This window comes from Neobacillus niacini, assembly GCF_023715785.1.
Lineage (GTDB): Bacteria > Bacillota > Bacilli > Bacillales > Cytobacillaceae > Neobacillus > Neobacillus niacini_E.
On record NZ_JAMBOX010000002.1, the window covers coordinates 172,108 to 186,387 of the forward strand.

Genomic DNA, 14,280 nt, shown 5'->3' on the forward strand with positions numbered 1-14,280 from the left:
ATTTTGAGGAGCTAGCATTATGAATCAAACTTTTACACTTATGGAAAAGACGAAACAAATTTTCGTTTTATTAATCCCTATTCTTATTACGCAGCTTGGTATGTTTTCGATGGTGTTTTTCAACACCATCATGTCGGGAAAATATAATTCCTCTGCCTTGGCCGGGGTCGCGATTGGTTCGTCGATTTGGAGTCCGATCTTTGTAGGATTAAGCGCGATTTTGCTGGCCGTTTCGCCGATTGCCGCCCAATACTTTGGCGAAAAGAAAAGCCATGAGGTCTCATCTGTCGTCAAGCATGGTGTCTTTCTTTCGGTCATTATTACATTAATCATCCTCGTTATGGGCGTTTTTCTGTTAAATCCGATACTGGATAAAATGGCCTTGCCTGCGCAGGTGCAGGAAACGGCATTCCGATATCTTGTCGGACTTGGGTATGGAATTTTGCCGCTATTTTTGTTTAATGTTTTGAGGTCATTTATCTATGCACTGGGAAAAACTCGCGTGGTGATGGTAATCATGATTTCCACGCTGCCGGTGAATTTTCTGCTGAACTATGTGTTTATTTTTGGAAAGTGGGGCTTTCCGGAGCTTGGCGGAGCCGGGGCAGGGTACGCAACCTCCATCACCTATTGGATCGTTTTGGCTTTGACTATTGTTATTGTCAAAACACAGGTGCCGTTCTCAACCTTCCCTGTATTCGCGAATTTGACGCAAATATCCTGGCAGAAGTGCATGGAGATCCTCAAAATTGGCGTGCCGATGGGTCTTTCTAGTTTCTTTGAGACCAGCATGTTTGCTTGTGTGACGATTTTGATTAGCAAGTTTAACGTGACAACAGTTGCCGCGTATCAATCTGCACTAAACATCGTCTCGTTCCTGTACATGGTTCCGATCAGTATTTCGATGGCCCAGACTGTTCTGGTCGGTTATGAGGTTGGAGCCCGCCGCTATAAAGATGCGCATGTTTATAGCTGGCTTGGCATTGTCTTGGCCATCGTCATTGCTACTGTGACCGGCCTGTTGGTGGTCGCCTTCCGTTACGATGTCGCCGGACTTTATTCGAATGAGACGGCAGTCATTAGTTTGACCGCACAATTCTTGATTTTCGCCATGTTCTTCCAAATATCCGATGCGATACAGGCGACAGCCCAGGCGGCATTACGGGGTTACAAAGACGTCAACCTGGCCTTTATTATGACGCTAATCGCCTACTGGCTGATTTGCTTGCCGGCCGGGTATTTATTAGCTCACTTCACCGGGTTTGGGGCAAGAGGCTACTGGATAGGCCTTACAATCGGCCTGCTCGCCGCAGGCATCGCCTTATCCCTACGACTCATCTACATCCAAAAGCGGAAATTTGTCAACGCTGAGATGAAAGAAGTAGGTAGACCTTACTAGAAAAACTATGAATCTAAAAAAGACGCCAATCTATTAACTGGCGTCTTCATTTTTAATATTAAATTTAAAAAAGCTTTTTTAATCCGAATAATTTCAACAATGGATTTTGATTTTTATCAGTAATAATTAACTCATTCATTACCAATTTTTCCTGATTATCGCTAATCCATTTTTTTAATTCGTGCTTGTCTTTGCATTGTGTATAATATGTTTCCCCACCCTTACCAAGAGCATTGACAACATACCTACAAGTGTTCCCCATAGTGCCCACCTTTATATATGTGAAATGTAATTATATATTGCATTATAGCAGGCTTTTAAAAATAGTCCATCGTTATTTTATATCAAATTTATACATTATTTTCATGAAAACGTTTGTATACTAAAAAGCATTTGTTCGATTTTCTTGCCGCACACAAAATAGGTATATTATCACCTATAAATTGGCAACTTTTTTCACTTATGGGGTCAAATTGTGTTTGGATACAATAAACAGTGTAATGCCATATTTCGTGGAAGCAACCTTAAGTTATTTTTTTGAAAAAAATAGGAAAGGTTGTGGATGGTTATGGGAAAATGTAATGTATATGTAAATGAACATATGCTGCCCGGCTCAAAACAGGGGCGCGAAGGTCTGCATGTGGTTTGCGGCTGGATTGTTCCACATTCTTTAGTGGGGGTTCTCAGGAATTCACTGGCAAATGCGTTTCATGAACTTAACGGGAAAAATCATTTTCATAATCGAAAAGGAAGAAAGCTGCTCAAGCAATTAATCATCCAAATGCTCGAGATGGGCTGTATTCCGATTACTTCCATCAATGAACAACAATTTGTTGCTTCCGCCAAATTGGGCCGTATGCTAAACGACTCCATCAAAACACCAGTGCTACATAAACTGAATGTTGCCGTAAACGAAGAAAACACGGTCCTTTTCGCTGATATGCTGGTGAAAAAATGTTCAGAAGAGGTACAAGAGTTTCTACAGCTTTCCAAAAACCCTGACAAGCAAAAATTGAAAGTTTTATTTAAAACGTTTCGCCAAAAACTTTTAAATGAGCGGACCATGTTTGCTCACCTTTTTTCCGAACGAGTGATTAATTTGGATGAATTGGTCACAACATTAAAACAGAACAAAACCCTTCATCCTAAAAAGGCTGCTTCCCTTTCTAAAACGCCAATATTTACCCCGCTCATTTCCTCGCTTGAGACTTTTGGCAGAAAAAATGAGGTCAAGTTGCATATCTATGGAAATGAGACCACTCCGATGATGGACCATTTCAGAACATTTTCTGCCGGCAGCTTAACGCATGTTAAATATCGAGGAATGGTCAAAGGGGACAAAGAACCGTTAATGAAAATGTCAGAAGTGTTATCGTCATTAATGAACTCGTTGTTTTCTTACGATTACACTGGGGGCGAGGACCGCGATTTGTCGCTGATCGGCTATTTGGTCATGAAGTATTCAATGAAATACCAAATGCTGATCAATTTGATGGACATGAATAAATTCTCTGTGCATGTGAGGGAATGGCGACAAACAAACGGGGCACAAATCGTGAATTAAGTGTAAAAAAGTGTAAAACCAATTGTAGGGTTTTACACTTTTTGTTTTTTGCGTCTAATAAAAAACCATCTGAGAAAAGGGGGGACGGCAAAATAAATGAAAAACAGTCGAAACAGCTGGTAGCCGGTAACCATTGATAAATCCGCATTAATCTCGTGCGCCATGATTCCCATTTGGTCCATGCCGCCTGGTGCCACGCTTAAGAAACCGGTTGACGGCGTGAGCTGATCATACATAACGAGCAAATAGCTTAAGCCTAATGAGCCTAAAATCATCATCATCCCGCTAATCAAAGCAAGGCTGATAATTCGGGATTTGTGCTCCAATTTTTCAGGCTTTAATAATAACCCGATATATCCGCCAATCATAAATTGTGAGAGGTCCAAAATGGCAGGTGGCAAGGACGGTCCCCGCAGCCCCGCAATGGTCAATATGGCGGTGAATAGGATGGGACCAAGTAAATACGGGGTGGGTGCTTTTATTTTTTTGGCGATAAAGGCGGACCCAGTACATAGTGCCGCAAAAACAATCAGATTTGGCATCGTACCATGCAATGTGGGGCCGGAAAGGATGGGTGCCTCCTGAATGATGACGTCCTGATGAAAAAACGGACCGAAAATTAAAAATGGCACGAAAAAAATAATCATCATCAATCTGGCCACCTGCAGGAAGGTCACCGTCGTGATATCAATCCCTTTCATTTCCTCGGCAAACGTAATCATTTGCGAAAGCCCACCCGGTATACTGCCTGTTAGCACTGTCGGATAGTCAACGCCTGTTAGTTTCGAAACCACAACGGCGATGCCGGCGCAAAATACAATCAGTGTTACCGTCATGAGCAGCATCATCGGCAGTTTGGCAATGATTTGAAATAGGGCGGCTTTTGTAAAAGAGAGCCCAATCGAATAGCCAACGATTATTAATCCGGTATCCCTGACCCAGCTTGGCCAAAAAAAGGGGATCTTGGTGAATCTTGCACCAATGAACACAGCCGCCATCGGACCGAGCAACCAGGGGATTGGTGTGTGGATGGTTTGAAAAATGAGCCCTCCGGTAAGGGCGGCCAGGAGTGTTACCAAAAATCGTTTTATCATAAATTTAACCTTCAATCTAAAAAAAGAATAGTACCTTTTTTATTGTAACATTTTGAAACCATTTCCGGACCGTTACCGTCTATTTCTATATTATGGAAATACATATTTTTATAGATAGGTAGATTGGGGTGATTCAATTGGAGAGGAACAATGTTACGAGAAGGCAATTTTTAACGTATACACTTACTGGGGTAGGTGGGTTTATGGGGGCTGGTACACTGATGCCGATGCTGCGTTTTGCGATTGACCCCGTGCTGCAGCAAAAAACAGATGACGGTATGGTAGCTGTAACACGGGTTGAAAAACTAACCAGCAAGCCGCAAAAGTTAGTCTACAAGGTCCACCAACTCGATGGTTGGTACGAGGATGATTTTCCTTATACGGCTTGGATATATAAGGATAAAAATGACAAGATAGTAGCGTTGTCACCGGTGTGCCAGCACTTGGGATGCACGGTTAGCTGGTACGACGAAGGGGACCATGCCAACAAATTTTTTTGTCAGTGCCACGGCGGGTTATATGAAAAGAACGGCAAGAACGTAAAAGGCTCACCACCGTTGCGCCCGTTGGACCTATATGAGTATAAGGTGAAAAATGGGGATCTCTATTTGGGAAGAACGGTTCCGAATAAGGTGTAATAGGGAAATCGAACCTGGCGTGTATGTCGGTTCGATTTTTTCTCTGGAAAAATGGTCCCGGTGGGCCCTCCGCAGATATATTTGGATCTTCGCAGATATAATCGATTTATCGCAGATAAATTAAAATTATCGCAGATATATTAGTCAGTATCGCAGATATGATCGCTTTTTCCGCAGATATCATTTTTAATGAGGAAGAAACAAGGAATTTTTTCGAGAAAAAGTTAATGACAGGGGTGTCATTCGAATTATGGTATGATTTTTTTGTAAGGGAGGGACTAAAATGGACAAAAACTACGTGTTTGTATATGGCACATTACGCAGGCATGAACGTAATCATCGGTTACTGCAGAATGCGGAGTTGGTGGCTGAGCAGGCTTGGACAAAGGGTGAGCTCTTTGATACGGGACTCGGTTATCCGGCATTAAAGCAATCGGAAACGGGCACCGTGTACGGCGAGCTGTACGAGGTTTCCGATCATGAGCTGGCCTTGTTGGACCAGTTGGAGGGTTACAAGGAAAATGCCCAGGATAATTTATATGAGCGGCACAAACGAACCATTTATCATGACCGCGGTGAAACAGAGGCGTATGTTTACACGATTGCAAGCCATAATGAAGGCATGCTTCGGACCCCGATTCCATATGGTGATTGGCGGGTTGCGCTGTTTGAGAAGGAGCAGGGAAATGTCCTGTATTATGCCTATGGCAGCTGTTTGGATGATGAGCGGTTTAAGCTTGCCGGTGCGGATCATTTTTTTCAACAGGTTGTCGGGTGCGGTGTGCTTGATGGGTACACGCTTCGTTTCACAAAATGGATGGCAGACGGTGGCCGAGCCGATATCGTGGAAGAGGGCGGTGTCGTCGAAGGGAAAGTGTATGACGTTCCGCGTGAGTGCCTGACTTATTTATACCGACGGGAAGGAGTTCGATCAAAGCTCTACCGTCCGGCATTGGTGGATGTTTCTGTGAACGGCGAGACGTTAAAGAATGTGTTGACCTTTATTGTGGTGGAAAAAGATCCGGAGACCGCCCCGCCGGACCACTATCATGAGGAAATCGTCCGCGGCGGGACTGGATTTTTAAGTGATGCTTATATGGCCGGGTTGAAAAAGCATGTAGAAACACTGGAAAAATAATTGACTGGCACGTAGAGGGTCTACGTGCCCATTTTTATGAAAAAAAAGGTTATCGATCACGTAGCAGCCTACGTGCCCATTGTGCCTACCATCCTACGCACCTAAATCTCGATAATAACCGGCAAAATCATCGGTCTTCTTTTTGTGTTGGCGAACAAGAATTTTCCGACCGATTTTTTGATTTCTCGTTTAATGACATTCCATTGACGGACATCGTCATCTTGCAGGTCATTTACCGTCTTTTTAACGAGGCGATTAATTTCTCGCAGCAAATCCTCGGAATCCTTTACGTACACGAACCCGCGCGTAATTGTGTCAGGGCCTTGAATAATTCGTTGATCCCGCTTGCTTAACGTCAAAACGATTACAACCATTCCATCTTCGGAAAGCTGTTTGCGGTCGCGCAGCACAATCTCGCCGACATCGCCGACACTTACCCCGTCTACATACGTGTCACCAGCAGGTATGGTTCGGGTTTGCCGGGCGATCCCGTCCCGAATATCGACGACATCTCCATTACGGATAATAAAGGTATTTTCTTTTTCAACACCAACCGATTCGGCCAGTTCTCGGTGATGGTGCAGCATCCGGTATTCGCCGTGAATCGGTATAAAGTAGGTTGGTTTTATCAAAGTGAGCATCAGCTTTAAATCCTCCTGATAGCCGTGCCCGGAAACGTGCATCCCTGTTGTGCTTCCCGAACCGTAAATCACGTGCGCGCCAAGCTGAAATAAGTTGTCGATAATCTTGGATACGCCCTTTTCATTACCGGGAATAGGAGAGGCGGCCATGATTACGGTATCACCGGGATAAATGGAAGCGTCCCGGTAATTGCCGGTTGCCAGTCGAGCAAGGGCGGCATTCGGTTCCCCCTGGCTGCCGGTGCACAGGATGGCCACCTTTTCAGGAGCAAAATTTTCGATTTCGCCCGCCTCAATCAGCATCCCTTCCGGAACGAGCAAATAGCCGCGCTCAATCGCCACATCGACCACATTCACCATGCTCCGGCCAAGCAGCGCCAATTTTCGGTCAGTCCGAATGCAGGCTTCGACAACCTGCTGAACACGATTGACGTTTGATGCAAAGGTGGATACGAAAATTTTTCCATCTGCTTTCATAAACGCTTCATAAAGATGATCACCCACCATTTGCTCTGATGGGGTCAACCCTTTGCGCTCGGCATTCGTACTCTCCGACACTAACGTGAGCACTCCTTCCTGACCGATCTTCGCCATTTTGTGAATATCGGAATACTGGTTATTTTCCGGAGTTAAATCAAATTTGAAGTCGCCCGTATGGACCACTCTTCCTTCAGGTGTGTCAAACACAATCCCAAGGCAATCCGGAATACTATGGCTGACCCTGAAAAACGAAACCTTAAATTCTCCAAACTCCAGTTCGGAATTGGAATCAATTGTGACTAGCTTTGTATCGCGAGCTAATCGATGTTCATCTAGCTTCAATTCAATCAACCCAAGAGTAAACCGGGTTGCATAAATCGGGACATTGATTTTTTTCAAAAAATAAGGGACCCCGCCGATATGGTCCTCGTGACCATGCGTGACAATCATGGCCCGGATTTTCTCCCGATTCTCCTCCAAATAAGTAATATCCGGGATAATCAAGTCAATGCCAAGTAAACTTTCATCCGGAAACATCCCGCCGCAGTCCACAATGACAAGATCATCGCCATACTCGATGACATACATGTTTTTCCCGATTTCGTTAATCCCGCCTAATGCAAAAATGGATAATGTTTTCACTTTCTTTGCCTCCCAATTCAAATTGGCTGTTCCTAATATTCCCGGAAATGGCTGGATTCATGAACGGTTGAATAATTTGCGGACCCTCCCCATTATTTTGCATGTTTTCAGTCGCTCTATGAAGCGTTCATAAGACTGTAGCTTGGGATTGTATTTGAACGGCATTAACACCTCGTGTTAGGGTCTTATTTTTTGCAATCCCCCTGCAAGTTTTTGCGGGTACTGCCCCAAAACCTTGCGGCGGCCCTCTGAAACAGTGCGGTTTGCCGTGGGGAGATTCTAAGTAGAATGAGACTATCAAATATAAAAATGGAGGCTGCAAAATGATTACTATTCAAGATATTTCAAAGGTGTATACATTGGAATCAGGTGACTTTTATGCATTAAAGAAAAATAATGTCCAGATCAAAAAAGGAGAATTCGTCGCCATCATGGGTCCGAGCGGCTCAGGAAAAAGTACGCTGCTTCAGTTGATCGGCGGTCTCGACCATCCGACATCAGGAAATATAGCCGTCGACGGAGTGCAATTAAACACTCTCGATGAAAAAGACATGACGCTGTTCAGACGGACGCGTGTTGGATTTGTTTTTCAAAACTATCAGCTGCTGCCGATGATGACCGTTGGTGAAAATATTGCGCTATCCTTGGCGGCCAATAAAGCATCTAAGACTGAAATCGATAAACGGGTAAAACAACTCCTGAAAGAAGTCAATCTGGAAGGGAAAGAAACACAATTTCCGTCGCAACTAAGCGGCGGGCAGCAGCAACGGGTGGCCATCGCCAGAGCGCTGGCAATGAAGCCGAAACTGATCTTGGCCGATGAGCCAACCGGCAACCTGGACCAGAAGAATGGAGAAGATATATTACAGCTACTCTCCAGATTAAACAAAGAAGAGCAAATAACGATTGTCATGGTAACCCATGACCAGCAGGCTGCTGCTGCAGCAGAACGGATTATTGTGATTCGCGACGGCGAAATTACTGCAGACCGGAAAAAAGGAGTGATAAACCATGAATCAATGGTTGGTAGCATGGCGTAACTTAATGCGCAGAAAGATGCGCTCATTCTTGACGATGATGGCTATTGTCATCGGGGTGGCCTCGACCTTCGGAGTCATCGCCGCGGTAGACTCAGCCGAAAAAACATTTCCAACCTATTTAAAGCAGACCTTCGGAAAGGCAGATTTTAACCTGAACGGTAGCGATGCCTATTTTTCAGAAGATATATTTAAGGATCTTAAGGAACTGGATCAAGCCGCTGCAGTAGCGGTATTGAAAGAGAACTCCAAGCTCCATCTGGAACAAAGCGGAGTCTCAGCGATTCAAAAACGGGTGCATCTGACCGGGTACAGCAATCTGGATACCCCGATTACCGATTTTAAAGTGATTGAGGGCAATTTGAAATCCGAGGGTGCGATTATTACCGATAAAACCGCAAAAGTATGGAAAAAAGAGGTCGGTGACACGATTTCATTTGATACGGATAAGGGTGTTAAAACGATAAAAATTACTGCGATTGTCAACTATACAGTTGAACTGATGGGGCCATCCAGCTGGATGATGGCAAAATACCACCCATGGTCAGTGGCTGTCCCTTTAACAGTGGTCCAGGATTGGTATGACCTATCCGGAAAAATTGATAATGTACAATTTAGGGCAGCAAGTGAATCTAGCTTAAAAGCAGTGGAAAAACAGTTAGAGGCATACGTAAAACAATACGACGGAATTTATATGACACCGGTTGTCCTTGATTTTGAAGCTCAATTTAAAATGTTGGATTCCTTCTTCCTAGCTTTATATCTAGCTGGATTTCTCGGTATCGTGCTTAGTGCATTTATTATCTTCAATTCTTTATATGTCAGTATTAAAGAACGAAAGAACGAGTTTGCGGTATTGAAAACGATTGGCTATACACCATCACAGATTCAAACGATGGTATTTTTTGAAGTGCTGCTGCTATCTGTCATCGGGACCGTTGCCGGCTTGGTATTGGGATATGGCTTAGGAATTGGCTTGAAAGCACTCATCTTCCTGATCAGCAGTGTTCACAGTGAAGGCAGCATGGTACTGGGCAAAGGTTTGTTGATCTCCGTCCTTGCCGGAATCCTTGTGCCTTTGGCTGCATCTTATTATCCGATTCGTCAAGCTGGAAAAATCAGTGTTATCGAAGTGTTAAAAGAAAACCGGGCAGCGGCGTTTAAACCGAATAAGTGGCTGGCTGGTCTTGGAATTCTGCTTATTTTGTCCGGATTCTTTATCAAGCATTTGCTGCTGATTGTTCCATTAATGGCCGGCATCGCGTTACTGTTTCCATATCTATTTAAAGCGTTCGATTTCTTTTTAAAAAGAATCTATCGTCTGGTGTTTGGGATGACTGGTGAACTGGCCAGCCGCAATCTTAATCGGAATCTTGGCCGGACTTCGATGACTTCAGTGATTCTTTGTCTGGGGATTGCGATGATCGTATTGATGAGTTCGTTGAATTCGGCACTGCTGCAGACATATGAAAAAGTAATTTATTCCTCCTATGGCGGAAATCTGGATATCATGCTTCACCATATTGAAAAAGACGATTTGGAAAATTTGAAAAAGGTGGAAGGCGTGGCCGATGCGACTACCTACTCCATGCAGGCAATCATTTGGACCGATGGGAATAAAAAGCGGAAACTACCTGTCTATGGTGTCGGTGAAGAGTGGATTGACCGCTTCCCGCTGTTTACCACAACAGATAAAACACCTGGGGATGTAATCGGTGACCTCGCAGCAAATGAAATGGTAATGGACAGAATTTCCTATAAGATTTGGGGAGGGAAAATCGGAGAATCGGTTACCCTGGATACCCAAAATGGCCCGCAAGCATTTAAAGTGGCAGCCGTTGTCGATACGATGAAAAACAGTGGTTACGGCGCTTTTATGAAAACAGACAGCTTTAAGGAAAGCTTTGGAATTAATTATGAACGAAACGCGCTTGTCCTTAAAGATGAAACAACCAGCCCGCTGCAATTGAGGGAAAATATTTTTGCCCTGTTCGGTGAAAGAATTGAAGACATGTTCGGTCCCGAAGATTGGGTGTCCGTGATTAGTGCTTCGTATACAGGATCGTTTTCAATTATCAATGCCCTAGTCGTATTGGCCATCATAGTTTCCGGTATTGGCATAACCAACACGCTGCTGATCAGCAATTTGGAGCGGATCCGTGAAATCGGGATGATGCGTGCCGTTGGTGTGACACGCGGGCAAATCATCGGGATGATTTTATTGGAAGGGTTTGGAATCGGGCTGGCAGCAACGGTTATCGGTTCCTTGTTCGGGGTGCTGCTAATCTTTCTGTCTTCAACCTTTGTAGAAATTAACTCGCTCACCTTTGAATTCGGTGTAACCTGGTGGATTATGCTTGTCATTTTCTTGTTTGGGATTCTGGTCAGTTTGATATCCAGCTTCGCACCTGCATCAAGAGCGGCGAAAACTCAGTTAAGTGAGGCGTTGCGGTATGAGTAAATGGATGTTCCTATTCCTATTGCCATTCGTTCTATTGTTGTCCGCATGCAGCGGTGGAACGGATGAATCTTGGGAAAATGAGGAGGTCACAGAGGCGAGCACTCGCCTCCTGGCCGATGATGTGGTAGTTCTTTGGAAGGTTGATGGTTCTACAATCAAACTGAAAATTGTTCAAGACGATGGGAAACCAATAGAAAAATTCGACATTAACCATGAAAAGCTGCTTCATTTGATTATTGTCAGCAAGGACCTGTCGTATTTCAATCATATTCATCCCGAGTATAAAGGAGCGGGGTTGTTTGAGATAACTAACGACTTTCCTTCTGGAGGCGAGTACAAACTAATTGCCGATTTCAAACCAGCGGATGGAGGGGCAATGACGAAAATGGAATGGGTAGAGGTTAAAGGGAAACAATCCGAACCGGTTCCTTTAGTGGTCGATGAAACCTTGGAAAAGACGATTGATGGAAAAAAGGTAACTTTAACAACGGATGCACTTGGAGCGAGCAAAGAGCTGACACTTAAATTTACCCTTTTGGATGCTATTTCAGGGCAGCCAATTACCGATTTGGAGCCTTACCTCGGGTCGATCGGGCATGTAGTAGTAATGTCGGAGGACGGGGAGCGTTACTTGCACGTGCATGCTGTTGACGGTCAAGGAAGCGGACCAGAGGCATTATTCGAAACTAATTTTCCAAAAAGTGGGGTTTATAAGATTTGGGCCCAGTTTCAGAGGGATGGTGAAGTATTTACCGTGTCATATGTGGTGAAAGTCTCCTAATCTGGTAAAGGGTGTTGTTGTTGGTAATATAGAGGTGTTCTATGTGCCCGAAAATGGTTAGGGAGTCGGTTACTGGTCACGTAGAGGAGGTCTACGTGACCGAAATCGGTTCGTAAGCTAATCAACGGTCACGTAAAACCAAATTATTCATCAAAGTAAAAAGGTAGAGAAGCTTTTCCCTTTGGAAGAAACTACCTATTGATGATAACCTAGATGCATAAAGGGGGAAATAATGTGGTATATGACGTGGTAGTGATTGGCGGCGGCCAGGCCGGTTTGGCAATGGGCTACTTCCTTAAACAAACTTCCTTAAAGTTTGTCATTCTAGATAACCAAGAAAGAACTGGTGATGTTTGGCGGAAAAGGTACGACTCTCTAGTGTTGTTTACCCCCCGCTCATATTCGAATTAATTCACAGGCTTCCATAACGGGAAGTCTTTTTTTATGCACCCCCACAAAATCTTGCGGGATAACTCAAAAACACTGCGGCTGTGTTCGAAAAGTATGCGGTTGGAAGGAGTCGGAACCGCCGTAAAATGAGAACAAATAGAATCGTGTGAAGGGAGTTTCCCAATATGAAAGATTTAAAGTTGTTTTTACCCTATGTCAAACAAGTTCGCAGCTTCTACTTGATTGGCTTCGTCGGAAGTCTGTTTCGTTTCCTGATCCCGTTGTTTGTGCCATTAATATTAAAATACATTTTCGATCAACTGCTGCAGAACGATTCATTAACCCGCGGCCAAATGCTGCAGCAAATACTGTACATCGCCATCGGTATGATTGTCATTTTTCTATTCATTCGCACCCCGATGGAATACGTGCGACAATTCTGTATCCATAAGGCCAATAACAATATCATTAAACAGCTGCGCAGAGATGCCTTTAAAAAAGTGCATTCTTTGGATGCTAAGTATTTTGTCGATAACAAAAGCGGCGAGATCGGCACACGGTTCTTCGATGATATTGAGCGAGTAAAAGGATTCCTCACAGCTGTATTCGGAAATATTTGGATTGAAATGATTGTTCTCTTGTTTGTGATTGTGGTGATGGTAACCCTTAATATCAAACTGGCAATCCTTTCTGTATTCCTCGTTGGTTTTCAATTTATACTGGCTCATTTTCTATCAAAAAAGTTCAAGCGATCCACCGGCAGCATGATGAAATATCGTTCGGTCATGAGCGGGTTTATTTTTGAAAAAATCCAGGGGGCATTCCTATCAAAATTGTTCGCAGCAGAACAGCGTGACAAAGAGGAACTCGAGCAGCACTTAACCAAGTTTGACAGTTTGACAGACAGCCATGCGAAAATTAATGCGGTCATGCTGTCACTTGTGAATGTACTCAGCGACATGACGCCGTTTATTGTCGCCATCGTCGCCAGCCTATTCGTCATCGACGGCAGCTTGAGTGTCGGCAGTTTAATTGCCTTTTTTGCCTACGTAGATAAAATGAGAAGTCCAGTTGCTGCGCTTGTAAATGCTTATCCGGCTATCACTGAAGGAAGTGTCGCCCTAAACAGAATCTTTTCCTTCTTCCATACACCTTCAACGATTAAAGAAATAGAAAACCCGGTAGAACTAAAGGAGTTTACAAATTCCATTCATTTCGAGGATGTTTCTTTTTCCTATGATGGCAAAAAGAACACACTACAGCATGTATCGTTAACGCTGGAAAAAGGGAAAACATACGCTTTCGTTGGGGAGAGCGGGGGTGGAAAGAGTACGATCCTCCAGTTATTGCTGAGAATGTACGATGCAACTAGAGGTGAAGTTTCAATCGATCATATCAATATCAAAAACTACTCCCTTGCCAGCCTTAGAGCCCACATGGGAATTGTCACCCAAGACAACTTTTTATATAGCACTTCGATTAGAGATAACCTAAAAATGGGGAAGCTTGATGCAACGGACGAAGAAATCGTGACGGCGGCCAAAAAGGCCTATGCCCACCAGTTTATTTCGATGCTGCCCCAGGGGTATGATACCGAAATCGGAGAGCGGGGGGTTAAACTTTCCGGGGGACAGAAACAGCGGATTTCACTCGCTCGTGTCTTTTTAAAGAATCCATCGATCATGATCCTCGACGAAGCGACTAGTGCACTTGACAATGAGAGCGAAAAGCTGGTGCAGAACTCCATTAATCAGCTTGCTCACGATAAAACGATTGTCATGATAGCGCACAGGCTGTCTACGATTTTACATGCCGATACAATTTTCGTCGTTAAAAACGGAGAAATCATAGAAAGTGGTAATCATGATGGCCTGATTGCGTTAAATGGGTATTATAAGGACCTCTACATGAAACAAAATAAAACGTCAGAAGAAAAATTATCAACTAGGAAAATCGGCCAACTAGCCAATGTTTAGCAAAAATTTTAAAAATTCGGAAGGAAATCAACATTCCCA

General features: G+C 43.9%; 11 protein-coding genes and 1 pseudogene. 9 read left to right on the forward strand and 3 right to left on the reverse strand.

Annotated elements, in window-relative coordinates:
- Positions 1–19 precede the first annotated feature (19 nt).
- Entirely contained in the window at positions 20–1,399 is a 1,380-nt protein-coding gene (locus M3234_RS05440; RefSeq protein WP_262303733.1) for an MATE family efflux transporter, read from the forward strand.
- A 64-nt stretch (positions 1,400–1,463) separates the two neighbouring features.
- Here M3234_RS05440 and M3234_RS05445 read toward each other — a convergent pair whose 3' ends face one another.
- Positions 1,464–1,661, reverse strand: coding sequence for a hypothetical protein (locus tag M3234_RS05445; protein ID WP_262303734.1), 198 nt, complete (start codon positions 1,659–1,661; stop codon positions 1,464–1,466).
- Between the two features lie 300 nt (positions 1,662–1,961).
- Here M3234_RS05445 and M3234_RS05450 point away from each other — a divergent pair, with 300 nt between their 5' ends.
- Positions 1,962–2,963: a hypothetical protein gene (locus M3234_RS05450; protein WP_262303735.1), complete on the forward strand. Its 1,002-nt coding sequence runs from the start codon at positions 1,962–1,964 to the stop codon at positions 2,961–2,963.
- Positions 2,964–2,995: 32 nt separating this feature from the next.
- On the opposite strand, the gene M3234_RS05455 is transcribed toward M3234_RS05450, so the two are convergent.
- On the reverse strand, positions 2,996–4,057 hold the full coding sequence (locus M3234_RS05455; RefSeq protein WP_262303736.1) for an AbrB family transcriptional regulator: 1,062 nt from the start codon (positions 4,055–4,057) through the stop codon (positions 2,996–2,998).
- A 131-nt stretch (positions 4,058–4,188) separates the two neighbouring features.
- On the opposite strand from M3234_RS05455, the gene M3234_RS05460 reads away from it, so the two are divergent.
- Together M3234_RS05460 and M3234_RS05465 are read left to right on the forward strand one after the other, a co-directional pair.
- Positions 4,189–4,695 carry a ubiquinol-cytochrome c reductase iron-sulfur subunit gene (locus M3234_RS05460; protein ID WP_262304119.1) on the forward strand — a complete coding sequence of 169 codons (507 nt, stop codon included), beginning with the start codon at positions 4,189–4,191 and terminating at the stop codon, positions 4,693–4,695.
- Between the two features lie 283 nt (positions 4,696–4,978).
- On the forward strand, positions 4,979–5,833 hold the full coding sequence (locus M3234_RS05465) for a gamma-glutamylcyclotransferase family protein (RefSeq protein ID WP_262303737.1): 855 nt from the start codon (positions 4,979–4,981) through the stop codon (positions 5,831–5,833).
- Between the two features lie 101 nt (positions 5,834–5,934).
- On the opposite strand, the gene M3234_RS05470 is transcribed toward M3234_RS05465, so the two are convergent.
- Positions 5,935–7,596: a ribonuclease J gene (locus M3234_RS05470; RefSeq protein ID WP_311315625.1), complete on the reverse strand. Its 1,662-nt coding sequence runs from the start codon at positions 7,594–7,596 to the stop codon at positions 5,935–5,937.
- Between the two features lie 323 nt (positions 7,597–7,919).
- On the opposite strand from M3234_RS05470, the gene M3234_RS05475 reads away from it, so the two are divergent.
- From M3234_RS05475 to M3234_RS05495, 5 genes and pseudogenes are all read left to right on the forward strand, one after another.
- A complete protein-coding gene (locus M3234_RS05475) occupies positions 7,920–8,636 on the forward strand; it encodes an ABC transporter ATP-binding protein (protein WP_262303738.1) in 717 nt (238 codons plus the stop codon).
- Positions 8,608–11,094 carry an FtsX-like permease family protein gene (locus M3234_RS05480; RefSeq protein WP_262303739.1) on the forward strand — a complete coding sequence of 829 codons (2,487 nt, stop codon included), beginning with the start codon at positions 8,608–8,610 and terminating at the stop codon, positions 11,092–11,094. Before M3234_RS05475 ends, M3234_RS05480 begins: the two co-directional genes overlap by 29 nt.
- Entirely contained in the window at positions 11,087–11,875 is a 789-nt protein-coding gene (locus M3234_RS05485; protein WP_262303740.1) for a hypothetical protein, read from the forward strand. The genes M3234_RS05480 and M3234_RS05485 overlap by 8 nt, the downstream gene beginning before the upstream one ends.
- 213 nt (positions 11,876–12,088) lie before the next feature.
- Positions 12,089–12,283: pseudogene (locus M3234_RS05490) on the forward strand (NAD(P)-binding protein); the annotation flags it as partial.
- A 167-nt stretch (positions 12,284–12,450) separates the two neighbouring features.
- On the forward strand, positions 12,451–14,241 hold the full coding sequence (locus M3234_RS05495; protein ID WP_262303741.1) for an ABC transporter ATP-binding protein: 1,791 nt from the start codon (positions 12,451–12,453) through the stop codon (positions 14,239–14,241).
- Positions 14,242–14,280: the final 39 nt, after the last annotated feature.